20 protein-coding genes are annotated in these 24,306 nt (G+C 35.4%); 8 read left to right on the top strand and 12 right to left on the bottom strand.

Translation table 11 applies throughout. The annotated features are described in order from the left end of the window. Positions 1-12: 12 nt before the first annotated feature. The 4 genes from AC1DS7_RS04730 to AC1DS7_RS04715 all read right to left on the bottom strand — a co-directional run bounded on the left by AC1DS7_RS04730 (position 13) and on the right by AC1DS7_RS04715 (position 4,769). On the bottom strand, positions 13-1,935 hold the full coding sequence (locus AC1DS7_RS04730) for an FtsX-like permease family protein (protein ID WP_476998802.1): 1,923 nt from the start codon (positions 1,933-1,935) through the stop codon (positions 13-15). Between the two features lie 139 nt (positions 1,936-2,074). Continuing rightward, on the bottom strand, positions 2,075-3,079 hold the full coding sequence (locus AC1DS7_RS04725) for an ABC transporter permease (protein WP_088038539.1): 1,005 nt from the start codon (positions 3,077-3,079) through the stop codon (positions 2,075-2,077). Position 3,080: 1 nt separating this feature from the next. Further along, a complete protein-coding gene (locus AC1DS7_RS04720) occupies positions 3,081-3,947 on the bottom strand; it encodes an ABC transporter permease subunit (protein WP_476998801.1) in 867 nt (288 codons plus the stop codon). 87 nt (positions 3,948-4,034) lie between these two features. After that, the gene (locus AC1DS7_RS04715; protein WP_215588737.1) at positions 4,035-4,769 is read right to left on the bottom strand and encodes a YwaF family protein; all 735 of its coding nucleotides are present in this window, start codon (positions 4,767-4,769) and stop codon (positions 4,035-4,037) included. Between the two features lie 215 nt (positions 4,770-4,984). Between AC1DS7_RS04715 and AC1DS7_RS04710 the strand changes: the two genes are divergently transcribed. The 4 genes from AC1DS7_RS04710 to entC all read left to right on the top strand — a co-directional run bounded on the left by AC1DS7_RS04710 (position 4,985) and on the right by entC (position 10,074). Next, on the top strand, positions 4,985-6,088 hold the full coding sequence (locus tag AC1DS7_RS04710) for an efflux RND transporter periplasmic adaptor subunit (RefSeq protein ID WP_215588736.1): 1,104 nt from the start codon (positions 4,985-4,987) through the stop codon (positions 6,086-6,088). After that, positions 6,085-6,759, top strand: a complete 675-nt coding sequence (locus AC1DS7_RS04705) for an ABC transporter ATP-binding protein (protein ID WP_476998800.1) — start codon at positions 6,085-6,087, stop codon at positions 6,757-6,759. Before AC1DS7_RS04710 ends, AC1DS7_RS04705 begins: the two co-directional genes overlap by 4 nt. A 26-nt stretch (positions 6,760-6,785) precedes the next feature. Continuing rightward, on the top strand, positions 6,786-7,937 hold the full coding sequence (locus AC1DS7_RS04700; protein WP_002029935.1) for an ABC transporter permease: 1,152 nt from the start codon (positions 6,786-6,788) through the stop codon (positions 7,935-7,937). Positions 7,938-8,655: 718 nt separating this feature from the next. Continuing rightward, positions 8,656-10,074 (top strand): cell wall-binding protein EntC, encoded by a 1,419-nt coding sequence (entC, locus tag AC1DS7_RS04695; RefSeq protein ID WP_476998799.1) that lies wholly within the window; start codon positions 8,656-8,658, stop codon positions 10,072-10,074. 175 nt (positions 10,075-10,249) lie between these two features. Here the strand turns inward: entC and AC1DS7_RS04690 are convergent, their stop codons facing one another. The 7 genes from AC1DS7_RS04690 to AC1DS7_RS04660 form a co-directional block, all read right to left on the bottom strand. Next, a complete protein-coding gene (locus tag AC1DS7_RS04690) occupies positions 10,250-11,335 on the bottom strand; it encodes a DUF871 domain-containing protein (RefSeq protein WP_016101754.1) in 1,086 nt (361 codons plus the stop codon). Continuing rightward, positions 11,325-11,603: a hypothetical protein gene (locus tag AC1DS7_RS04685; protein ID WP_002087437.1), complete on the bottom strand. Its 279-nt coding sequence runs from the start codon at positions 11,601-11,603 to the stop codon at positions 11,325-11,327. The genes AC1DS7_RS04690 and AC1DS7_RS04685 overlap by 11 nt, the downstream gene beginning before the upstream one ends. Further along, a complete protein-coding gene (locus AC1DS7_RS04680; RefSeq protein WP_002140468.1) occupies positions 11,579-12,889 on the bottom strand; it encodes a PTS sugar transporter subunit IIC in 1,311 nt (436 codons plus the stop codon). The genes AC1DS7_RS04685 and AC1DS7_RS04680 overlap by 25 nt, the downstream gene beginning before the upstream one ends. Before the next feature lie 76 nt (positions 12,890-12,965). Continuing rightward, positions 12,966-13,271: a PTS sugar transporter subunit IIB gene (locus AC1DS7_RS04675; RefSeq protein ID WP_016101755.1), complete on the bottom strand. Its 306-nt coding sequence runs from the start codon at positions 13,269-13,271 to the stop codon at positions 12,966-12,968. A 1-nt stretch (position 13,272) separates the two neighbouring features. Continuing rightward, complete coding sequence (locus tag AC1DS7_RS04670) at positions 13,273-13,593, bottom strand: PTS lactose/cellobiose transporter subunit IIA (protein WP_002087442.1); 321 nt, start codon at positions 13,591-13,593, stop codon at positions 13,273-13,275. A gap of 110 nt (positions 13,594-13,703) precedes the next feature. Continuing rightward, positions 13,704-15,644 (bottom strand): BglG family transcription antiterminator, encoded by a 1,941-nt coding sequence (locus AC1DS7_RS04665; RefSeq protein ID WP_471653273.1) that lies wholly within the window; start codon positions 15,642-15,644, stop codon positions 13,704-13,706. A gap of 78 nt (positions 15,645-15,722) precedes the next feature. After that, positions 15,723-16,811, bottom strand: a complete 1,089-nt coding sequence (locus AC1DS7_RS04660; protein ID WP_002029923.1) for a DUF871 domain-containing protein — start codon at positions 16,809-16,811, stop codon at positions 15,723-15,725. A 319-nt stretch (positions 16,812-17,130) separates the two neighbouring features. Between AC1DS7_RS04660 and AC1DS7_RS04655 the strand changes: the two genes are divergently transcribed. The 3 genes from AC1DS7_RS04655 to AC1DS7_RS04645 all read left to right on the top strand — a co-directional run bounded on the left by AC1DS7_RS04655 (position 17,131) and on the right by AC1DS7_RS04645 (position 21,676). Further along, positions 17,131-18,333, top strand: a complete 1,203-nt coding sequence (locus AC1DS7_RS04655; protein ID WP_016101757.1) for an MFS transporter — start codon at positions 17,131-17,133, stop codon at positions 18,331-18,333. A gap of 186 nt (positions 18,334-18,519) precedes the next feature. Then, positions 18,520-19,509 carry an NAD(P)-dependent alcohol dehydrogenase gene (locus AC1DS7_RS04650; RefSeq protein WP_016101758.1) on the top strand — a complete coding sequence of 330 codons (990 nt, stop codon included), beginning with the start codon at positions 18,520-18,522 and terminating at the stop codon, positions 19,507-19,509. Positions 19,510-20,020: 511 nt separating this feature from the next. Beyond that, complete coding sequence (locus AC1DS7_RS04645) at positions 20,021-21,676, top strand: Na/Pi cotransporter family protein (RefSeq protein ID WP_002010739.1); 1,656 nt, start codon at positions 20,021-20,023, stop codon at positions 21,674-21,676. 34 nt (positions 21,677-21,710) lie between these two features. On the opposite strand, the gene AC1DS7_RS04640 is transcribed toward AC1DS7_RS04645, so the two are convergent. Then, entirely contained in the window at positions 21,711-22,709 is a 999-nt protein-coding gene (locus AC1DS7_RS04640) for a YhdH/YhfP family quinone oxidoreductase (RefSeq protein WP_016101759.1), read from the bottom strand. 314 nt (positions 22,710-23,023) lie between these two features. On the opposite strand from AC1DS7_RS04640, the gene AC1DS7_RS04635 reads away from it, so the two are divergent. Beyond that, positions 23,024-24,229, top strand: coding sequence for an LCP family protein (locus tag AC1DS7_RS04635; protein WP_002140463.1), 1,206 nt, complete (start codon positions 23,024-23,026; stop codon positions 24,227-24,229). The last annotated feature ends 77 nt before the right edge of the window (positions 24,230-24,306 follow it).

The following is a 24,306-nucleotide window of genomic DNA, read 5'->3' as shown; positions in this document are numbered from 1 at the left end:
GCTTGCTTCTTTTTATTTTCTATCGCTGAATACAGTATTTGTATATGAGCGAACAGTTAACATATAGTAGCCTAAGTAAATCATGATATACACTCCTATACTACCTAGTAAAGGAAGACTATATTCAAAAATTCCTGTAAAGCCCATCAAACTTAAAAATGCAAAGAATGTATGACAAATCGCAAGCAGTAATGGTACTACGAAAATCGCTCCTACTTGTTTTCTTACAGACTCTGTTGCTTCTCTTTTCGTTAGTCCGATTTTCTTTAACATTCCGTATGCTGGTCGCTCTGCCAGCGCTTCTGTTATTTGTTTAAAGTATAAAATACAGCCAGTAGCAAGAATAAAAACAATCCCTAAAAATACACTTGCAAATAACAACACTGCACCATCTTGCAACTCAGCTTGACTCGCCTGTTCAAATGATTGGAATTTTTCTTCCTTAGATAGGATAGTCCCTAAACTTTTCGTTAGCTCTCTACTACCGTTTCCTTCAACGATAAATCCACTTACCTTTGAAACAGCATTTCCTTGCTGCAGCTTATTAAAGAACGAATCTTGAACAACAAGTCCAACTGGTGCAAGTTTCGCACTCACAATTGTTTCCTCACGATGATCAACGATTGTTACGCCGCTCTTCATCCCTTTTAAAGACACGTTATTTCCATCAAGCGAATTTTTCTCGATGTTATATGATTTATACGGATCTAATAAAATAACTTCTTTTTCCGAACCCAGAATAACTTTTTTCTTCCCTAACATAGAAGCTACTTTATTATAATCCGACCCTTTTATAACTTGTACATTACCATTACCTATTAAATACCCAGTTAATATTTGTTCTCCCTCTATCTTTCCTTGCATAGAGAGCATAGCTACAGACGTTTCATTTTTTATTCCTAATTCATGTTTTTGAATTTCTTTTCTAACTTTCTTATCTAATTCCTTTCCAGTTGTTACATACTCATAACTAACTGGATTCATTAATGTCGCCGTTTTCTGAGCCCCATAATACATACTAGAACTAATTCCAATTGTACATAACGTCACTGCACTTAATAAAGATAATAACGTAAGCATCTTTACGTTCCCTTTTATTCTAAAGAACAATGAAGAAATCGATAAAATGTTCGTTCCATTCAAATATTTCGTTTTATCTCCCTTTATTTTATGGAGTGATTTCACTGTATATTGCTCAAATAGTAAAAACGTACCTTTTACAATACACCCAAAAATAAGTAGACCTGTAATAAAAATTGCTCCAAACCCAAAAACTTGTGTGAGTAACGCAATTATATAACCTGTAATTAATAAAATAATTGCTCGTTTTGCCTTCTTACTTGAATACGTAGGTGCCTCTTCTTTCTGATTTTCACCATATAGTAATTCAACTAAACGATGCTCATAAATTAACTTTTTACTTTTCCATGATGCAATAAAGAAAATCGCACCTATCGTTATAAGAACTTCTACTATAGATAAAAATGAAATCGTAAATGTAAAAGTAAACGCACTTCCCATTAACTTCACAAGAAGCCCTGCACATATATTCGCTATAAATAAACCAGAAAGAATACCTAACACACTTGCCGCAGCACCAACTAGTAATGTTTCATAAAAGAGTAACTTAGCAATTTCCTCTTTACGAATGCCTAATAAACTGTATAACGCAATTTCTTTTTTCTTCTTTCGCAAAAAGAAGCTATTACAATAAAAAATAAAAATCGTTAAAAAGATAATCAACAAAATTTGTGCAAACGTAAATGTCGTTTCCACCTTATCTGACTCTTTTAAAAGAGCTACTACACTTTCATTTCGTTTAATCGATACGAATGTAAAATAAATAATAATGCTGCCTACTAATGAAATAAAGTATAGAAAATAATCTTTAATATTTCGTTTTATACTACGTTTTGATACTTCTAAAAAATCCATCGTATACCTTCACCTGCTCTCGCATTTCTCTATACATGAAGTGTATACGAAATTGTATTTCTCCCCTATCGATTTTCATTACATCTCTCTTACGATATTGTAATATAACAAAATAAAAGAACCTAGTTTCCTAGGTTCTTCACATCGTATGTTTAAAAGTAAATAACTCTTCTTTTGACTGCACAGCAGATTGTTCCTCTTCTACATCCGTCTTCTTTATCTCTCCCCCTAATCGAACTTTTGTCATCGCTTCTTCTATACTTTTCACAATCATATTTCCTGAAAAAATAGTAAGCCCGAAAAATGTAATTGGGACAAGAGGAATCCACGGATGCACCGTTAAGGATCTAAAGTATACTCCAATTAAACCTGACCATTCATGCGTGTAAGAGTCTACTTCTTCTACCGGTCCGAAAAACTTAACAGTTCCGCCAAAGAATACTTCCAGTAGCCCTAAGTGCAGTAAAATAGTAAGAGTTTGCGTAAACTGTTGAAGAAATACGAGTATAAACGTCATATAAAGATGCGGAAAAAGATGCTTTATAACAATATGTCTTCTCGATCCACCTAATATGCGCGCGGCATCAATAAATTCTTCCGTTTGTAATTTACGAACTTCCTTCGCAACATACAGTGCAATAACCGGCATCGCAAGCATTACAAGTAATACCACTTGAAACGAAGCTCTTTCAAAAAAAGTTGTTGTTTCCTCTCCATTTCCAAAGGTATTCACAGAGCGAAGCAAGAAATACGCAATCATAACTGTTGGAATGACTGTAAAACTATCAAAGAAAGCCTCAATCTTTGAAAAGCCTTTTTTTATGTATGTTCCGAGCAAAACACCGAAAAACACACCCATTACCATTCTAAGTAATGCGATTAAAAACGATATTCCAATCGTCCACTTTGCTCCCTCAATTACTAAATGTAAAAGGTCATATCCTTTCCGGTCTGTCCCAAGTAAAAATTGTAATGAAGGTGAAAACGGTGGTACTTGTGGATTTTCATCCGCATCATATTGCAATGTAACTTGTCTAATATGTCCATCATTCCATATCGTATTTCCGATGCTCAAAAGAACTAATATGAGAAGAAACCCAATGCTTATCCAAAATCTTTTATCGTGTTTTATATACGTCCACATATTATAGCCTCTCCTTCATCGCAGCTGGAATGAGATAATGAAACAATTTAAACAAAATAAAAATCGGAATATAAATAAGCAGCACACTAACGATGAAAACCTCAACCCTAATATCCGGATATGATTTCAAAAACATAAAAATACCTCTCGTATTAAAAATCCATTCTATAATATATAAATTAGATAACATAAAAAAAATATTCGTTTTCGCAAAGAACAGTGTACTAAGCAACACATTTCGTAAAATATGACGATTTAAAATGTGAAAACGCCCCAACCCTTTCGCCTTAGCAAATAGTACATAATCTTTTTCTAGCTCATTTTCAAAACGAAGCACTAACAGTTTTACAAACAGAATCGTAGTCGGTATACTCAAACAAAATATTGGTAATCCTCTAATAGACTCGCCTCCGATTGACGCAATTTGAAAGGGTAAAAAACCTGTCTGTTTAAAAAACCATATAACTAAAATTTGTGATCCCAAAATAAGAAGAATGTCTGGAATGGATTCTAGGAAGATGAGAAATGATTTAATTCGATGTTGTATACGCGGTGGACTACTCATAATCATATAAACGATACAAAATGCTACAAATAATGAAATGCAAAATGCAGACAAGAAAATAACCATTGTTTCTTTATAATGAACAAACAACTGTGGAAATAAAAATTTATCACTTGCATATTGCATATTGGAAATATCCATTAATTTCGCAAATACTTCTTTTAAACTCTTTATGTACGCTGATACATTCAGCTCAAATCCATAAAATAATTTCGGCAGTGCCCCTAAAAAAATAATACCCAAAATTGAAATGATAAATTGAATTGTCATTTCCATCCCATTCAAAAAAATTTTCTTTACCATTTTCCCCCTTCTCTCTATATAATTTACCATTTAATTTTATTCTTAATTTTCTGAATTGTAAATATTTATAATAAAAAAATCACTAGGTTATGATCCTAGTGATTCTTTATGCGCATGCCCTTCTCTTTTCGCAAATGGCATATACAAAATAAAACATCCAATAAGCGCAGCTAGCTCTAATGAAATAATATAGTAAGGATGCGGCCCTAACATATCGAGTAATGAAGTAGTTTCTGGCTTACGAGCTAAAAACATATAATTGCCACCTGTTTTGTAGTTCACAAAAGAGACGATTGGAATTATTATGTTTAAAAATATCATCGTACGCTTAATTGATTGCAAAGTCGGTCTATATCCTTCTACCCACGTCATAAAGAGTGGTGCCCAAATGAGTAATACATGTGCAATGAAGAATTCTATAAAGCGAAAATGCGGAAAAGCGTATTGCACGTTCGGCGTTAAAATGGCTTGCGATGCACCGATAATTCCTGTAAAAAACACAATCTCATATATTCGATAGCTTTTCGTTACAATCATAATCGATGCTAACAATAAACTAATCGTACATAACTCAAATGGTAATGAAGTGCCTAGCTCAAAAATACCGGCTTTCCATTCCCACATATGAAGTCCAATCTCACTTCCTATAAATAGAAATGCAATCGCATATCGAACCGTTATATTCCACTCACTTTGACGCAATAAATCTTGGTATTGATACAGAAAAAATATCCCCACCAACATAATAAATAATATAATGGCATGTTGCCTCGAGTACGGAATAAATGATTTTAATGGATGCGCACTAAAATAAGCTTCCATCTTCCTTCCTCCTCTCCTTCATACAATATTATTGTTAGAAAGAAACAACGAGTCAATTCATTTGCTTAAACTAGCTAGGACAACCTCCACCTTACATTTACATATTTATACCTTACAAAACTGTAAGGTTATTGTAAGCTAAAACGATTTGTCAGATTCTTCACCTCTTCTATACTTAATGTAGATACTAAAACGAACGAAAAGGTGATAAATAGATGAAGAAGAAAAATAAAGTGTTAATTACTAGTGTAGTAGCGATCGGAATTGCAGCTGGATCATATTTTGCATTTGCTGGCGGTAGTTCAGAAGTAGCAATGGCATATAGCGGTTATAAAATTACGGAAAAACAAATTGAAAATGCACAAAAATTTGGCGGCGAAGTTATTCCAAATGGTATTGAAACAATTTCATTCGATCCAACAAAAGGTACGTATGAATTAGCTGTTAAAAAAGGTGATGAAGTGAAAAAAGGTCAGCTTCTATTTAAATATAATGACCCTACTGCTAAACAAGGTGTAACAGAGGCAGAAATGCAAAAGAAAATCGCACAAAAAGAAGTAACATTGTTCCAAAAACAAATTGATGCAGCGAAACAAAAATTACAAAAAGATAAAAATGCAGGCCTTCCTCAGGAAGCATTAAAGGCATCGGAAGTCGAAGTGCAACAATTAGAATCACAACTTGAAATGAAAAAATTTGAAGTAGAAAAAGCTGATGAAATGATTAAAGCAGCAAAAGAGAAAGTAAACACACTTTCTGTAACGAGTCCAACCGACGGTGTAATTGATGATATCGTAAAAACTGCTGATGAAAAAACAGGTATGAGTGGCATTACACTTCGTCACGCTGGTCAATTTAAAGTAAAAGGTCAACTTTCTGAATATGAACTTGCTAGTATGAAAGTTGGGCAAGAAGTAACTGTTTCATCAAAAACTGTCGCTGGTAAGACTTGGACAGGAAAAGTAACAGAAATCGGTTCTACACCATTAAAGAGCATGGACGAAAATAAAACTGTTTCTAATTATCAATTCACTGTCACATTAGATAATAGTGAAGAATTACAAAACGGCTTCCATGTTTACGTAACAAGTAAATCTGGCGAAGCAACTGGTACGATTGTTCCGAAAAGCAGCATTGTGAAAAAAGGTGACAAAAATGTTGTCTTCGTTGTAAAAGACGGTAAAGCGAAAGAACAAGCAGTTACTGTTGAATTCGAGACAGATAGCGAAGCAAAAGTTTCTGGAGTGAAAAAAGGAGAGGAAATTATCTCTAAACCTGAAAAAGACTTAAAAGACGGTATGGAGGTTGTCACTCAATGATTAACTTAAAAGGCATCACGAAATCTTTCCAAAATGGTGCAGAGTCCGTTCAAATATTACACGGAATTGATGTAACACTAAACCAAGGAGAATTCACTTCTATTATGGGACCATCTGGTTCTGGTAAATCAACATTAATGAACATTATCGGTTGCTTAGATAAGCCAACGACAGGTGCGTACGAACTAGCTGGTCAAAACATTTCAGACATGTCTGAAACAGAACTTGCACATGTTCGTAATAAAGAGATCGGATTCATATTCCAAAACTTTATGTTATTACCGAGACTTACAGCACTTCAAAATGTAGAACTACCTCTTATTTACGCTGGAGTCGATAAAAAAGAAAGACGTGAGCGCTCATTAGCAGCTTTAACAAAAGTCAGTTTAGCTGATCGTGCTACTCACTTACCAAATAAATTGTCAGGTGGACAAAAGCAGCGTGTCGCAGTCGCACGTGCAATCGTAAATAACCCGAAATTTCTCTTAGCGGATGAACCGACGGGTGCACTTGATACGAAAACAAGTACACAAATTATGGATCTCTTTTACGAATTAAACAAACAAGGCTCAACAATCATTATGATTACCCACGATCGTGAAATTGGGGAAGCGGCAGCACGTCAAATTGTAATTCGTGACGGAAATATCGTCCAAGATTGGAGAGGTTAATTTTGAACACGAGTGAAAATATACGCATGGCCCTTTCCTCTATCTTTGCTCATAAAATGCGTTCTATATTAACAATGCTAGGTATTATTATCGGTATTAGCGCCATTATTACTATCATTTCAATGGGTGATGGTACAAATGCAAAGTTTAAAAAAGAGTTAGGCCAAGGAAAAGATACTGAAGTAACGATTTACTACAACAACCCTGATTATGGAACTGATAGTGCCAAAATCACACCGGATATGCTAAAACGTCTTCAAACTGTACCAGGCGTTAAAGATGTTTATCCAGATGTAAGTATGAAAGTAAAAGCATCTTCTGGTTCAAAAGATGTCTCTCTTGATTTAAAAGGTGGAACAGGCGCCTTTATGACAGATTCGAAAATAAAATTAGTTCACGGTCGTGAATTAAACGACAGCGAATTAAACCAAGCAATTCCTGCTGTTATATTAAATGAAGAAGCTTTCAACAAATTATTTAGTGGTTGGGAATCAAATTTATACACAGATGTAAAAGGAAAGCCGTATAAAATAGTCGGTGTATACGAAACGAAAAACGAATTTGGAATGGCTATGCCTGAAGGTTATACATCTCTTGAAAACGCGCCTGTCATTTCAGGAGTAAATGAGTATGACTCTGTAAAATTAACAATGACCTCTCCAACAGAACGTAAAAGTGTAGAAAAACAAGCTGTTTCTGTTTTAAACGACATGAAAGCTCCTAAATTCGAGCACAAATTCGAAGCACAGGACTTAGGTGAATTTACGAAGCAATTAGACGAATCCATCGGTATGATGAAAATGGTATTCGGTGGCATTGCCGCTATCTCCTTACTTGTTGGTGGTATCGGTGTAATGAACATCATGCTTGTATCTGTAACAGAACGTACACGTGAGATCGGTATTCGTAAAGCACTTGGTGCAACGCGCGGTAAAGTATTAACACAATTCTTAATTGAATCTTGTATTTTAACAGGTCTCGGTGGTTTCATCGGATTCATGCTTGGTATTTTCTTCGCTTGGATCGTCTCAATCTTTGCCGGATGGCCACTCGTTATCTCAAAAGAACTTGGACTTCTTTCAGTAGGTATCTCAATGCTAATCGGTATTGCATTCGGTTTACTACCAGCAAACAAAGCTGCTAAACTTGATCCAATTGAATGTTTACGATATGAGTAAATAAAAAAACGTAGGAGTTTACACTCCTACGTTTTTTATTTTGTTGAAGGCAAATGTAATTTCATCGACGTTTTGACAAAAATAAGAACCTCTAACTTCTATTATATAAAGTGAAACTATAATCAGTGGGGGTTTTGTTCATCCCCCACTGATTATTAGCCTTCACCAATCGGGCTTTTACGGGCAGTTAACCTCCCACCTAACTTCTTTGCTTCAGCCGAATTTTGAGGTGAGGGTTTTACTGCCCACAAATAGCGGGATAATTCTACTGCAACTCGCGAACCAATTCATAACGATATCATCCCTTTAAATCATGTTTCTTCTATTATATATGTTTCATGTTGCGATTATCTTTTTATCCTTGCAACTTTCATTTCCCATTACTACTATCCTACAATCCTATTATTGCAAAAATAATATGTAAAAGAACAAATTCAAGGCGTAATTTTTTCCATACTACAACTTATTTTGTAACAATTATATCTTTATTTCATTAAAATCCCCCCTATATATACGACTTCACACACAAGAAGATTATATTTTCATAACTACATTGCGATTCAAATAGTTAAATACCCCTTTTTTGTAACGTTACGGAAACATTTAAGTAACACTACTGATACATTATTAATCTATTAGTAATTAAAAAAGTGTTGATTTTATGAATCCTATGTTCTAATCCCCTCAAAAACGCAAAGAAAACGCTATCAGGATATTAATGGAATTATTACAGAATATTAATGCCTCGTTACGAATGCTTTGTAGTTTTGTGTTTTCCGCAAATAAGAAAATAATGGTTGCTATAATGAGGTCAACGAAAACAAATGCAATGGAGGCTATTATGAAAAAATTTATGGGTATAGCAACAGCAGCGGTTTTTGGTCTTGGGATTTTCACAACATCTGCTAAAGCAGAAACAATCGTAACGACTGATGTACTAAATGTACGAGAAAACCCAACTACTGAATCACAAGTTGTCGGAAAGTTATTAGATGGATATAAAGTTAACGTTTTACATACAGAAAACGGATGGTCAAAAGTTAAATTAAATAGTGGTAAAGAGGCTTTCATAAGCGCTGACTACACAAAAGATACTTACTACGTAACAGCAAACGTATTAAACGTACGTGCTGGAGCGAATACAGATTCAGCGATTCTTGGTAAATTGAAAAAAGATGATGTAATCGAAACAACACACCAAGTACAAAATGATTGGATCCAATTTGAATATAACGGTCAAACAGCTTATGTACACATTCCTTACTTAACAGGAAAAGCACCAGTTAAAGTTCAGCCAGTAGTTAAAGCTGAAAAAGTAACTAACGTTCAAGATACAGCTAAAGTTCGTGAAGCAGTTAAAGCCGGGGAAGTAGCTGAAACTCAAGCAAAAGCTAAGGCTCAAGAAGCAACTAAAGCTCGTGAAGTAGCTGAAACTCAAGCAAAAGCTAAGGCTCAAGAAGCAACTAAAGCTCGTGAAGCAGCTGAAACTCAAGCTGAAGCTAAGGCTCAAGAAGCGGCTAAAGCTCGTGAAGCAGCTAAAGCTCAAGAAGCAACTGAAGCAGCTAAAGCTCAAGCAGAAGCTAAGGCTCAAGAAGCAGCTAAAGCTCGTGAAGCAGCTAAAGCTCAGGCAGAAGCTGAAGCTCAAGCAGAAGCTAAAGCTCAAGAAGCAGCTAAGGCTCAAGCAGAAGCTAAGGCTCAAGAAGCAGCTGAAGCTCGTGAAGCAGCTAAGGCTCAAGAGGCAGCTAAAGCTCGTGAAGCGGCTAAAGCTCAAAAACCAGCCACACAACAACCTGTTGCAAAAGAAACTGAAACAAGTGCACCATCTTCTTCTCGTGAATTAAGAGTTCAAGCAACAGCTTACACAGCGGATCCACTTGAAAATGGTTACAAAGCAGGAGACCAAGTAAAATCAGCTATGGGTCATAACTTAACAGCTAATCCAAACATGAAACTAATTGCAGTTGATCCAAGTGTCATTCCATTAGGTTCAAAAGTATGGGTTGAAGGTTACGGAGTAGCAATCGCTGGTGATACTGGTGGAGCTATTAAAGGAAATAAAATCGATGTTTTAATGCCAGATAAAGGTACATCAAGTAACTGGGGACGTAAAACAGTTACAGTGAAAGTTTTAAACTAATTACTATATAAAAAAGAGTCAGTCTCAACGTTGAGACTGACTCTTTTTTTATGATTCTTACATTCTTTCTCCTTCTCCCCCGTCCAAGTTAAATCTATCCCTTTGAATTCTATATACGATAGACTACTATTTCAACAGAAAAAAGAGGATGCTATAGCATCCTCTCTTACCTTCCCTATTCCACACAAGTAAACTGTGTCCAAGCTCCTACATAATCTAGTAAGAATAACTCTTCTTCTGCAATTGTACCGACAATATTTTTCCGTTCATCTATTGGCATTTCTTTCAGAATGATTTGTAGTTCACCTTTATACTTTCCGAATAGGTTATTACCAATTACAACTTGCCCTCTTTCCTGTCGTACACTTTCGCGCACTGGGAAGTCATAGTCTTTGTACTTTTTACGTACTTCTGTAGAACGTACCATATACTCTGTTATGTCACCGCGTCTTACGTGTAATTCTTGCAGTGTCGCTCTCTTCTCTACTTCAGTCGCTTCGTCTACAAATTGTACCTTTAGCTGTAACATGTAACGATTTAAGTTTCCTAGTTTCTCTAACTCTTCTTCACTCGCATAAGCATTTCCGATAATAACATCATCAATAAGCCCTGTTGCCCATAAATGTTTCGCTTGTACTTCAATTGGTAAGTTACGATGTTGTTCTAACGTACATAATCCGTCATTAATATCCCATGGACCGATGTCAGCTGCATGCGATGTAATAAAGGCTGCACTGCGAATACCATGCTTTTTGAAGCGTTCACTACAGCGAATGAAATAATCATACGGAAGACCAGTGAATTTTTGCGGATAAAAATTGTGACAACCAATTAAAGCTGATTTATTCGCTTGATGCGAAAGGATATTTTCTAAATAGGCAATATCATTACTTACATTCAGCTCAATTTTTAAGCCATATGGATTGTTCGTCATTTTCGCTTCTGTTAACCCGTCAAACCCTACATCTAAACGAATTCCATCCGCGCCTAACTCTGCAAAGAACGATAGATCACTATAACTAACACCAAGTTGATCGAATACAGCTGGAGCTACATCTAAAATAACTTCCATATTGTTATCTTTTGCATGATTAATAATTTCTTTAAATTCAGCTACAATTTCCTCTTTCGGACGATTCACAGATAATAGACATGTAAATATTCTTGAAAAACCTTGGCGTGCCGCTGCCGAAATGTAGGCCATATCTTGTTCTTTCGTTGAATGCTCTGGATAAAGTGAAATTCCTAATTTACGCTCCATGCTTTTGCATCTCCTTCACACGTTGTATTAATGCCATGCTCGTAAATCTATATTTTGCAGATAAACATGTTGCACATAAAATCGTTGGTACGATGATAAAGTACGGTGATTCTAAACTAAATGCCACATAAGCTCCCATTGAACATCCAATAAATAATATCGACACAAGTAGTAAAACTAATAGCGATTTACTTTGTACCCATTTTGAATAATGTGCAATACACTGCCCCGCCACGAATGTAATTAAGATGATAATTGCTCCGAGCATTCTGTTTTCTCCTCTCCTGCTAATTGTTGCTTCTCATACATTTTGAAGAATGGATAGTAAATAACGAATGAGATAACAAAGTTAACAAGTACAAGTACACCGGCCATAATTGTCCAGTCCGTACTAATAATCGCTGCAATTGGCGCTAACATCGTAAATGGCAGCTTCGCCATCATGAGCGGAATCACACCTGAAACAACTGCGAAATATGATACTGTCGTTGTAACTAACGGTGTAATAACGAATGGAATAATTAAGATCGGGTTCATTACAATTGGTGCCCCGAAAATAATTGGCTCGTTAATATTGAATAATCCTGGTACGAATGATAATCTACCTAACTCTTTTAAGAACTTAGATTTAGAGAACATAAACATAATTACTAAAGCTAACGTTGAGCCTGATCCACCGATCCATACGAACCATTGAATAAATTGCTCTGTAAATAAGTTTGGTAACTGATGTGCATTTCCTGTAGCCGTGAACACTTCCATATTTTCAAGAATTGCTGAATCCCACATCGGACGGATGATTGGTCCTAAAATCGCTGGACCATGTATACCGAACGACCAGAAGAACACGATTAGGAATACTGTTAATAAACCACCGAATAAATTATTACCTACTAACACTGACTTTAATGGTGCAATTAAATATGTGATCGTTGTATTTACATCAAATTTCAAACCGTAACGAATACCCCAGAATAAAAGAATAACTACTAAAGTTGGAATTAATGCTGCAAACGAGTTTGCAACTGCTGGTGGTACACTATCTGGTAATTTAATCGAAATATTATGCTTAATCATAAAGTGATAAATTTCTACTGCAATTAATGCTGTCACAATAGCTCCGAATAAAGAAGTTGCACTTAATGTCCCTACTGAAATATATCTTCCTGCATCAATAACACCTGGTACAGCTTTTGTTATTTGAATTGGTTCAACTGATGCTAGTAAAAAGGCGAGTACAGATAATAATCCTGCACTTAATTGATTGAGCTGATAAAAGTTCGCGAGTGAGGCCCCTACCCCAAATGCTGCGTATAAAGCCATTAAGCCTACTGTAAATCGGAATGGAATATCTAAAATGTGACGAAACGGTGCAATCCACTCCATATATGCATCAATTGGTAAGTTTAAAAAGATAACGAAAAATGACCCGACAATCGTTAACGGTAATGTAGAAATAACTCCATTCCGAATTGCTAATAAATGTCGTTGTCCCGCAATCTTTTGCGTTGTTGGCATAATCTTCTGTTCCATAAAACTCATAAAACCATTCATCGATAACCCTCCCTATGTTCAATCTGTCGAAAACAAAAGTTATAACATTATAATGTTTATGTTTAAAAAAATATAATTACATTAAAACTAATTGTTCAGCTTGCTTAAGCACTTTTACACCATCACACATGCCATAATCTCGTTGTTCTATAATTGCAACTGGTATATCGTATGATTTCGCAAGAAACTCTACCGCTGGAAACAAATACTTCACCTGTGGTCCAATTAAAACAACATCAGCATTTTTCATTTCCAGTTTCACAAGTTCTGAATCGACTGCTTTAATTTTATAATCCTTCCCTTGTTTCTTTGCCTCTTCTTGCATTTTTCTTACAACCATACTCGTTGACATACCTGCCGCGCAACATAATAAAATGTACATATTACACTGTCACTTTCTCTTCCACTCGTTTATGAAGAGTAATAAATTCTTCAGCAAGTTCTTTCACTGTAATGGCATTCATTAAATGATCTTGTGCATGCACTAATAATAAACTTATCTCTGCATGATTGCCTCTTGCTTCTTCTTGAATTAAATCCGTTTGAATACGATGAGCGGATGATATTTCCTCACTAGCAAGTGTCATCTTTTCACTCGCATTCTCAAAATCTCCTTGTCTTGCAAAAGCGATTGCTTCAAGTGCCGCGCTTCTCGCGTTACCACCATGTAAAATTAACGCAAATGGAGTTTGCATATCAGTCATTTTAAATTCCTCCAAGCTATCTTTTTTCTATATTTTCATCTTATTATGAAAACGCATACAATTAAACATAAAAAACTTCCGTTATGTAACGGAAGTTTTAATATACTTTTTCATAATGATAGTAAGATTTCTTGAAAATCATCAACAGCTTGAGCCTGATGCAATTTTTCTATTATAGTTTGATTAGACATAATATCATATAAAAAATCATAAAGCTTTTGTAAATCTTCATTATTATTGCGCTTCACACTAAATAAAATAATAACTTGTACTTTTTTATCTCCCCAGTCAATCGCCTTATCGAGTGTACAAAACATCAAAAATGTCGTATCGCTTAATAATTGCATCGGATGCGGAATTGCCACTAAGTTTCCAACCGCTGTAGGAGATGTGTTCTCTCTCTCCATAACAGAAGCATAAAAGTTTGCGGGTACATAGTTTTTCTCAGCAGCTTTCTCACATAAAAACTGAATAACCTCCTCTTTCGTAGAAGCACTACGATTTAAGAAGATCAAATCTTCCTTAATATATTGCTGCATACTATCATTCACATGTGTAAATAACTGCTTACCAATTGATTTAATCTCTTTATCATCAAATATTGAGTTTACCTTTATAACCGGAACAGGCAAACCACTCGGTATATGAATCGTACTAATAATACAATCTATTTTATCTTTATAAAGATCTTCCACTTTCAATTGATAGTACCCTGTAATACCTACAATCTCTAGTTTATCTCGGAAATGTGATAGAATTTTATATTTCAGTAGTTGTGCACTCCCTTGACCAGTTGCACAAACTAATAAACATCTTTTCTTTTGATTATTTTCCTGCAAGCGGCTCATCGCCCCACCAAAGTGAATGGCAATATAACCAATCTCACTCTCTGGAATGGATTCACCCGTATATTCACCAATTATATCTCCAACGAGAACTGCAATTTCAAAAGCATATGGATAATTTTTTTTCACTTCTGCCAAAAGAGGATTTCGCGTATTTAACTTATATTTCAAACGATTTAATAACGTTTTTAAATGAACACCAAAACCAAATAATAATTCTTCATCATAATAAAAAGTAAGATTCCGTTCTTCCGCTACTTTGAAAAGAATATGCTGCATGAATGCATATACGTCTTTCCCTAATAGCTCTTCCACATTTTCATAGCGATCTCTCGCTGTAACAGCAGTACTTAATAAATGCATCGTCACATATAAAATTTCTTCTTCTGGAAATTGAAGTTTTAGCTCTTCCCCTAAATTCCCTAAAATCTGTTTCGCAATTTTATATTCTTTCTTTATTATAAGTTCAGATTCCTCTACATGCAGTGCTTGAATGTAATGATCATCCCTGCATCTCTTTAAAGCAATCGCAATATGAATTGATAAATTATCAATTTCTATATCTGATAAATATATCGTTCCTCCCTCGATATACTTTAATATAACTGAGCGGATGAGAGAAATATGGGGTAACGATAAATATGTGTCCGTCTGCTCATAGTTCTCATGAAACGGAGTATGGTCATAACGTGGCAAACCATATTGTGATAAACAAGAACGAATATTAAATTCTTCTCCTACAATACGTATACCATAATATGGTCTTTTTTCAATTTGTAACTCATAGCGACTACAAATATCCGTAACATCTTTCATAATTAAGTTTACAGTAGATTTACTCACATAAATCTCTTCCGCTAGCTGTGAAAGCTTCACATACCCATCTGTCGTTAAAATACGGTGTAAAATATAAGCTACTCTTTCTTCATAAGAAGTTGGAATCTTTTCTGTCTGTTTTTGAAATACATTTACGCAAAAATCTTCAAACTTCTTAGTTTGTATAATTTCTAGTTCGTACCCATTCCCTCTTTGTGATTCAATTTTCGCTCCGTGTTCTCCCAATATATCATTTAATAATTTTATATCCTTTTGAATCGTCTTCGTTGATACGTGTAAACGGCTCGCTAAAAAAGCTCGATTTAGCATCGATTTCTCTTCTAAAAACTCCTCCAAAATGGAAATTAATCGCTGATGCACTTTTGTCATAGCTCTTCCTCTCGCTCTTTATATAAAAGGGAAAAAGCCACTGAAATCAGTAGTTTTTTCCCTTTTATCCCGCGTTCATTATTTCTTTAGCGTAAATCCAAACTTATCCCAAGCTTGTAAATAATCTAATAAGAAGATTTCTTCCTCTATAATTCGGCCAACTACATTTGTTTTTCCTGTATTCACCATATCTTTTAAAGCAATTTGCAATTCACCTTTATATTGGCCATATTGCTCATTATCAATTAAAAGATCGCCACGCTTAATTTCACGCGTATTATGCGGTTTAAACTCTTCTTTTTTATATTTCACACGACTTTGTGTAGAACGAATCATATATTCAGATACATCCCCGCGATAAAAATGAGGCTCTTCTAATACGATTATTCTTTCTAAATCTGTTGTTGTATCGTATAGTTCTATATCAAATGTTTGTTTCTCTTTATTTAATGCACCTAGTGCTTGTAATTCTTCTTCTGAAGCATAAGCATTCGCAATAATAACATCATCAATTAATTCTGTTGCAAACAAATGCTTCGCCTGTGTTGTCATCGGTAATTCGCGATGCTGCTCTAACGTACATAACCCTTCTGTTACTGGCCAAGGCCCGTACGTTGCATCGAATGATGAAATAAAAGCAGCTGTTCTCATACCGTAATCTTTAAATTGTTTCGAGCATTTAATGAAATGATCGTATGATAATCCTGAATAACGATGTGGATAAAAATTATGGCAACCAATTAAATTTTCACGATTTGGTCTATGGCTCATAATGTTATCTACATATTTCGTACCGTTACTCATATTAATTTCAATTTTTAAGCCGTATGGATTGTAAGTCATAATCGATTCTTCTAAACCAGAGAATCCAACATCTAAACGGATACCGTACGCTCCTAACTCATGGAAGAACGATAAATCATTATATGAAATACCTAATTGTGTAAAGACAGACGGACTAATATCAACTAATACTTGGAACCCTAATGCATTTGCATGAGAGATCGTTTCTTTAAACTCTTCTATAATTTTCTCTTTTTCGCCATCTACAGATAATAAACATGTGAATACACGTGTAAATCCGTATTTACTCGCTAATGTTACATACTCTTTATCTTTCTCTACTGTCGAATGCTCTGGATAAATAGAAATACCTAATCGTCTCATATGTACACGCCTCTTTCTTCATCATATTGTAAACCTTTTCAAATATATGTAGTAAAAAAGTATGTATCCCCTTCTCGTCCACTACCATTTGAATCCGCTTTCTTTAAAGAAAAAATAATTTCTATCATTCATAACAACTACTAGTCTATACATCTATACTTTACATCTTTTTTTCAAAGTTGTGTAGTCTTTCCACAAATTTGTCAGTTTTTCGCCTTAAAAATTGTTATACGTTTTCAAGGCACCTTCCTTGACTGTTACGTTGACCAATACATATACTCGAAAGAATAGAGAAAACTTTTATATAGGGGATGAATATATGGGAGAGGCAGTACTCGTAAAACGAGAACCGTTATGGACGAAAGAGTTTATTGCGCTAATTCTAGCAAACTTATGTATGTTTTTAGGATTTCAAATGTTAATTCCAACTTTACCTGTTTATGTGAAAGAAATTGGAGGCACAAGTTCAAATATCGGATTCGTTGTCGGCATGTTTACCGTTGCAGCACTTTTTATTAGGCCGCTAACTGGAAATGCCTTGCAGAAATTCAACAAAAAAATCATTTTAATGATCGGTACCGCTATTTGTTTACTCGCTATGGGCAGTTATCTTTTCGCTTCAACCGTTTTCCTATTGCTTGCCGTTCGAATTTTACACGGAGCTGGTTTTGGTATTACAACGACTACATACGGAACTGTCGTTTCAGATTTAATTCCGCAAGCTCGCCGCGGTGAAGGCATGGGATATTTCGGTCTTTCTGGAACTATCGCCATGGCGCTCGGTCCGCTTATCGGACTTTGGCTTATGCAAGCATATAACTTCACGATTCTTTTTTTATGTGCACTTTCATGCACAATAGTTTCATTAATATTAACGAAACTACTTCAAATCAAAAAATCGCCGCAACCACCACAGCAAACATCTGGTACCTTTCTCGATGGGTTTATTGAGCGTAAAGCTTTACTTCCTTCACTATTAATATTATGTATTACATTAATGTACGGGGGAATTGGGAGCTTTATCACATTATTTGCTACAGAAGTCGGGATTGTTGATATCAGTCTCTTCTTTTTATTTAACGCACTTGCAATCGCTGTAACTCGCCCGTTTTCTGGAAGATTATATGATACGAAAGGCCATACATTCGTCATCATTCCAGGAGTTATTATTACGTTTACAGGTATTATCTTGCTGTCGTATACAACTACAATTCCGAGTTTAATTATTGCCGCAGCGTGCTACGGCAGTGGTTTCGGAGCAATTCAACCGGCACTACAAGCATGGATGATTGACCGAGTAGCACCGCACCGGAGAGGAGTAGCAACAGCAACATTCTTCTCAGCATTTGATCTTGGAATTGGTGCTGGAGCGATTATTTTTGGATTCATTGCACACTTTACCAACTATGCAACTGTATATCGATATTCCTCTCTATTACTTATCGCTTTTCTTTTCATTTACATCACAAGCTTACGGAAGCAAAAACAGGGGGATAAAGCAAAAGAAAAAGCCGTTGGGTAATGGCTAGTTGGTTCTTTTTCGAAGTACTTAGACCAAAAAATCATGTATACACATTTGTAAAAAGCAGTGGATTCCTAAAAAAATCACACTGCTTTTTGCATTGTATTGAAGAGTGAACCGCTGTTCTATTTATTCATGTTGTTCGTATGATATTAATATATATAGAACGAATTGGAGGAAATATTAATGAAAGCAATAGTGTACACAAAATACGGTCTCCCCGACGTTCTTCAACTGAAAGAGATAGAAAAACCTGCTCCTAAGGACAATGAAATACTAGTAAAAATAAAAGCGACAACCGTAACAGCAGGAGATATTCGCTCACGAAGTTTTACGGTTCCCTCTTCTGTTTGGCTACCCGCTCGAATCGCACTTGGCTTTAAGCAACCGAAAAAACAAATACTCGGAATGGAATTGGCTGGTGAAGTTGAATCGGTAGGAAAAGACGTCACACGTTTTAAAAAAGGAGACCAAGTTTTTGCAGCTACCCAAGTAAATTTTGGTTCTTATGCTGAGTATATTTGTCTACCTGAAGGTGGAGCAGTGTGCATGAAGCCCTCCAATATATCCTATGAAGAAGCCGCAGCCATCCCAATTGGAGCACGTACAGCTTTGTTTTTCCTTAGGAAAGCTAACGTTCAAAGCGGTCAAAACATTCTTATTTACGGGGCTTCTGGAAGTGTCGGAAGTTATGCAGTACAAATTTCCAAGTATTTCGGCGCAACAGTTACAGGTGTGTGCAGTAGCTCAAATTTAGAATTGGTCAAATCTCTAGGAGCTGACGAAGTAATTGATTACACCACAAAAAATTTTTCTACTACAGACGAAACTTATGATGTTATCTTTGAAGCGGTAAACAGGAGCTCCTTTTCAGAGTGTATTAAAATGTTAAAAGAAGATGGTACCTATATAAATATCGTTGAACCGTTACCAAGTGCTCAAATGCTCTGGACTAAATTGACAAGTCGCGTGAAACTCATATTAAGTCAAAACGCACCTGAAACTTCCGAAGCATTAAATTTCCTTAAAAAACTTGTTGAGAACGGTAAAATAAAAGTGGTCATTGATAGGCAATACACTTTTGAGGAAATTATTGAGGCTCACATATATGTTGAAAAAGGACATAAGAAGGGAAATGTCGTCATAACTATGGAGCATAATGACGATTCTAAATAAAGAAAAAACACTTTGCATAATTGTTAAAATGCAAAGCACCGAAAGTTTTTAACATAAAAAAGCAGAGCAAATTCATATGCGAATTGCTCTTTTTTATTGTTGCGAGCATCTCAAAAGAAAACAGTTTAAAATAATTTAATCGTTTTTTACTTTCATTAAATAAATCCATTTCAAACCTCCCCCGTTTCCCTACATATTTTTCTAACTTTAATCAAAAAATATGCAAAGAACCATTATTATAAATAAGGTGACACTTTACTTAGCGCATCCAATTTGGATAGTTTACCTCTCCTATTTTTACTATCCGCAAATAGTGTGATAAATGTGACTTCTTTACAAACCGATCAGATATATCATCTGAAAAACCAATTAAATCCAGGTGTTTCTTTAAAGATTTGTAAACTTTTTATCCCTTTGTAAATTTAGTGTAAATTTTACTGATAAACCGTTTACAGTGCCTCAAGGTTTAGTTAATAATTACATCGTACATGAAATTTAAGGAGTGGAATGCGTGGAATACAATATTCAAGATATGATCTTCCAGTTCATTGGTGGATTAGGTATTTTCTTATTCGGGATTAAATACATGGGCGATGGACTGCAACAAGCAGCTGGAGATCGTCTTCGCGATATTCTAGATCGTTTTACAACAAACCCTCTTATGGGTGTACTAGCAGGTATGTTAGTTACAGTATTAATTCAATCAAGTTCAGGAACAACCGCTTTAACAGTCGGACTTGTAAGTGCCGGATTTATGACATTAAGACAAGCAATTGGTGTTATTATGGGTGCGAACATCGGTACGACAGTTACTGCATTTATTATCGGGATTAAAATCGGAGAATACGCTCTCCCAATCATGGCAGTTGGAGCAATCTTACTATTCTTCTTTAAAAATAAAAAAGTACATTCTGTAGGTCAAGTTGTATTCGGTTTTGGTATGTTATTCTTCGGTTTAGAATTAATGAGCGCAGGTATGAAACCTCTTCGTTCTTTAGAGTCATTCCAAGAGTTAATGGTTAGCATGAGTGATAATCCAATTTTAGGAATTGTTGTTGGTACAGTCTTCACTTTAATTGTACAAAGTTCAAGTGCGACAATCGGTATTTTGCAAGAACTATTCGGTCAAGGTGCAATCGATTTACAAGCTGCTCTTCCTGTATTGTTCGGTGATAACATCGGTACGACAATTACAGCCGTATTAGCAGCAATCGGTACTTCAATTGCAGCAAGACGTGCAGCATTAGTTCACGTTATCTTTAATATTATCGGTACCATTATCTTTACGATTATATTAATACCATTTACAAGTTTAATTCAATATTTCCAAACGTCATTAAACTTAAATCCAGAAATGACAATTGCATTTGCACACGGGACGTTTAACGTAACGAATACAATCATTCAGTTCCCATTCATTGCAGTATTAGCCTGGATTGTAACAAAAATTATTCGTGGTGAAGATGCATCTATTAACTTCAAACCGCAACATTTAAATCCAATCTTTATTGAGCAATCTCCAGCTATCGCTTTAACAGAGGCTCAAAAAGAAATCATTCGTATGGCTGAGTTTTCATTACATGGATTAAAAGAAGCAAACCAATTTTTAAATACACAAGATAAAAAACATGCTGACATGGCTACTCAATTAGAAGGAGCTATTAACAATTTAGATAAAAAAATTATTGAGTATTTAGTTTTACTATCAGAAAAACCACTTTCACCTACAGACTCTGAAAAACATTCAGTTTTAGCAGGTGTTGTTGGAGATATTGAACGTGTCGGTGATCATGTAGAAAACCTTGTAGAACTTGTAGATTTCCAAATTTCAAACCGCGTTTCACTATCAGATGAAGCACTAGCTGAATTAAATGAAATGCTTGAATTAACAATTTCAACATTACAAGATGCAATCAATGCTTTAACAAACTTCGATACTGAACTAGCACAAACGGTTATTGCAAAAGAACGTAAAATTGACCAAATGGAACGTGTTCTACGTAAACGTCACGTATTACGTCTGAACGAACGTAGCTGTTCAGGTGATGCAAGCATCATCTACGTTGATATGGTAAGTAACTTAGAGCGTATCGGTGATCACGCTGTAAATATCGCTGATGGTGTTTTAGGTGAACAAGGAAAAGTAAATTTAAAACAATCATTATAATAGGAAAGAGACGCTAATTTAAGCGTCTCTTTTTTCATTTCATCTTTACAACCGTTCTTCCTTTTAACTTTCCTTGCAGTATAAGTGTAAACTTCTCATCTAATTCTTTTAATGTACATACTTCTGTATAAGATAATAGCTCTGAATTTTTCCACTCACCTGCTAGCAATGCCCACACGTCTCTTCTCACATCTACTGGACATTGAACTGAATCTATTCCTAAAAGGCTAATCCCTCGTAATATGAATGGGTATACAGTTGTATTTAATTCATGCCCTGCTACGTTACCACACGTTGTTACACAGCCTCCATACTTAACTACCTTTAAAGAACTTTCTAACATGCCTCCGCCTACGGTATCGACAACCCCAGCGTATATTCCTTTAAGCATCGGTCTTCCTGATTCATCACTCAACTCCGCGCGATCAATCATCTTTTTTGCACCTAAACGTAGCAGCATCTGTTCCTCTTCCATTTTCCCAGTTGATCCTACTACGTCATATCCTAGCTTCGCTAAAATGCTAACTGCTACACTGCCTACTCCGCCCGTAGCACCCGTTACTAAAACATCTCCCGTACTAGGCGTAATTCCCGCTCTAATGAGCTTATATACCGATAAGGCAGCTGTAAAACCGGCTGTCCCGTACATCATACTTTCCTTCAAAGACATTTCTTTCGGTAACGGAACAACCCAAGATGATGGCACGCGAATATATTCTCCGAAACCACCAGAAGTATTCATACCTAAATCATATCCAGTTACAATAACTTGATCGCCTTCCTGAAAGGCGTTATTTTCACTACTAACTACCTCTCCCGCTGCATCGATACCTGGTGTATGAGGATATGTTCTCGTTACACCTTTATTACCCGTAGCTGAAAGGGCATCTTTATAGTTTAATGACGAATAATAAACACGTATTAATACGTCTCCTTCAGGTAAACTATTAATTTCTCTCTCAACAAGCTTTCTTTCAAATTGATTATTTTCTTTTTCGTTCACGACAATTGCTCGGAATGATGTATTATTCATTATGCTCTCTCCTTCATCCGTAAAATCTTTCTTTATTATATAAGAAGTACATATACAGCTAATCACATCTTATTGGCTATATTTCAACAAATCTTACTTCTCTATCACTTTCTCACATTACATATTTTCATTTCTACTAAAACACATTATACTTGTTCTACATCTTAAAAATAAAATATAGAAAATCTGACTTTTTATAAATAAATTGAATTTTTACGAAATGTAAATGATTTGTAATGTTTTTTTTCGCTAAATTTCATTATAATAAGTGGATATGAGTGTCGTATTTCAATTCAAATGAAGGAGTACAAGAAATGGAGCAAAACCCATCTTTGCAAGAAAATACACGCAATAAACCGAAAAAAGGTAAGAAAAAAACAAAAATTATTATAAGCGTTATTCTATTAGTTTTAATAATAGGTGGCGGTTATACATGGTTTTTAGTAAATAAAGCATCTTCTGCTGTTCGAAACGCCGCTCACGATTTAGCACGCGGTGATAAGTCTGATTTACGTGCTAAAGCTGTAAAACCTATTACAAATAACGTCTCTGTCTTAATAATGGGTGTTGATGAAAGCGATGTCCGTGGGAAAGAATATGGTGAAGCTATAAGAACGGATGCACTATTACTTGCAACGTTTAATAAAGATAGCAAAACTGTAAAGCTATTAAGTATTCCACGTGACACGTATACTTATATTCCAGTAGAAAAGAAAAAAGATAAAATTACACACGCTCATGCATTTGGTTCTACTAAAAACGGAAAAGATGGTGGACCACAAGCTAGTATTGATGCAGTTGAAAAATTAATGAATGTTCCCGTCGATTACTTTGTAAAATTCAACTTTAAATCATTCATGAAAATCGTTGATGATTTAGGCGGCATTGAAGTTGACGTACCAGTTGAGTTTACTGAACAAGATAGTAATGATAACGCCGAAGCAATTCACCTGAAAAAAGGTGTTCAAAAGTTAAATAGTGAAGAAGCTCTTGCTCTTGCTAGAACAAGGCACATTGATAGTGATGCGATGCGTGGTCAACGTCAGCAACTCGTTATCGAAGCCATTTTAAAGAAACTAACAAGCGTTGGATCCGTAACAAAAGTTGGTAACATCATTGATGATATTAACGGACAATTCGTTACAAACTTAACATTCGATGACATGCTTTCATTCTATAAATATGGATCGGATTCGGAAATTGAGAAATTACAACTTCAAGGTGAAGATTGTTACATGGCAAAAGGTGATGATACATGTAGTAAGTCAGCTGGTGGTGGTCGAACTTACTACTACAATCCAGATAAAAAAGAATTAGCTAATGTTACAAACGAACTTCGTAGTCACCTTGGACTACCTGCCTATACAAAATCTGATTCTGATTCGAAAAAAACAAACTCAGAGAAAACAAAAGAATCTACGTCTGAAAATACGAGTGAACGCGAATCAAGTAACGATGAAACTCAAAATAAGAAGAATAACAGTGAAGATACAGAAACATCGTCTAATGACAATGAATAAAGTGAAGCAGTGCTCTATGGAGGTAGAGCACTGCTTCTTTTTAATGCTTTCAAAATAAAAAATCAGAACTTTCCAAC

The organism is Bacillus sp. P4_E1, from assembly GCF_056401715.1.
The sequence above is the reverse complement of the archived record's forward strand: the minus strand, read 5'-3'. Positions and strand labels throughout refer to the sequence as shown.

Coding starts and splice junctions, on each gene's coding strand:
- AC1DS7_RS04730 (WP_476998802.1), bottom strand. CDS start 1,935: ATGGATTTTTTAGAAGTATCAAAACGTAGTATAAAACGAAATATTAAA.
- AC1DS7_RS04725 (WP_088038539.1), bottom strand. CDS start 3,079: ATGTGGACGTATATAAAACACGATAAAAGATTTTGGATAAGCATTGGG.
- AC1DS7_RS04720 (WP_476998801.1), bottom strand. CDS start 3,947: ATGGTAAAGAAAATTTTTTTGAATGGGATGGAAATGACAATTCAATTT.
- AC1DS7_RS04715 (WP_215588737.1), bottom strand. CDS start 4,769: ATGGAAGCTTATTTTAGTGCGCATCCATTAAAATCATTTATTCCGTAC.
- AC1DS7_RS04710 (WP_215588736.1), top strand. CDS start 4,985: ATGAAGAAGAAAAATAAAGTGTTAATTACTAGTGTAGTAGCGATCGGA.
- AC1DS7_RS04705 (WP_476998800.1), top strand. CDS start 6,085: ATGATTAACTTAAAAGGCATCACGAAATCTTTCCAAAATGGTGCAGAG.
- AC1DS7_RS04700 (WP_002029935.1), top strand. CDS start 6,786: ATGGCCCTTTCCTCTATCTTTGCTCATAAAATGCGTTCTATATTAACA.
- entC (WP_476998799.1), top strand. CDS start 8,656: ATGGAATTATTACAGAATATTAATGCCTCGTTACGAATGCTTTGTAGT.
- AC1DS7_RS04690 (WP_016101754.1), bottom strand. CDS start 11,335: ATGGAGCGTAAATTAGGAATTTCACTTTATCCAGAGCATTCAACGAAA.
- AC1DS7_RS04685 (WP_002087437.1), bottom strand. CDS start 11,603: ATGCTCGGAGCAATTATCATCTTAATTACATTCGTGGCGGGGCAGTGT.
- AC1DS7_RS04680 (WP_002140468.1), bottom strand. CDS start 12,889: ATGAATGGTTTTATGAGTTTTATGGAACAGAAGATTATGCCAACAACG.
- AC1DS7_RS04675 (WP_016101755.1), bottom strand. CDS start 13,271: ATGTACATTTTATTATGTTGCGCGGCAGGTATGTCAACGAGTATGGTT.
- AC1DS7_RS04670 (WP_002087442.1), bottom strand. CDS start 13,593: ATGACTGATATGCAAACTCCATTTGCGTTAATTTTACATGGTGGTAAC.
- AC1DS7_RS04665 (WP_471653273.1), bottom strand. CDS start 15,644: ATGACAAAAGTGCATCAGCGATTAATTTCCATTTTGGAGGAGTTTTTA.
- AC1DS7_RS04660 (WP_002029923.1), bottom strand. CDS start 16,811: ATGAGACGATTAGGTATTTCTATTTATCCAGAGCATTCGACAGTAGAG.
- AC1DS7_RS04655 (WP_016101757.1), top strand. CDS start 17,131: ATGGGAGAGGCAGTACTCGTAAAACGAGAACCGTTATGGACGAAAGAG.
- AC1DS7_RS04650 (WP_016101758.1), top strand. CDS start 18,520: ATGAAAGCAATAGTGTACACAAAATACGGTCTCCCCGACGTTCTTCAA.
- AC1DS7_RS04640 (WP_016101759.1), bottom strand. CDS start 22,709: ATGAATAATACATCATTCCGAGCAATTGTCGTGAACGAAAAAGAAAAT.
- AC1DS7_RS04635 (WP_002140463.1), top strand. CDS start 23,024: ATGGAGCAAAACCCATCTTTGCAAGAAAATACACGCAATAAACCGAAA.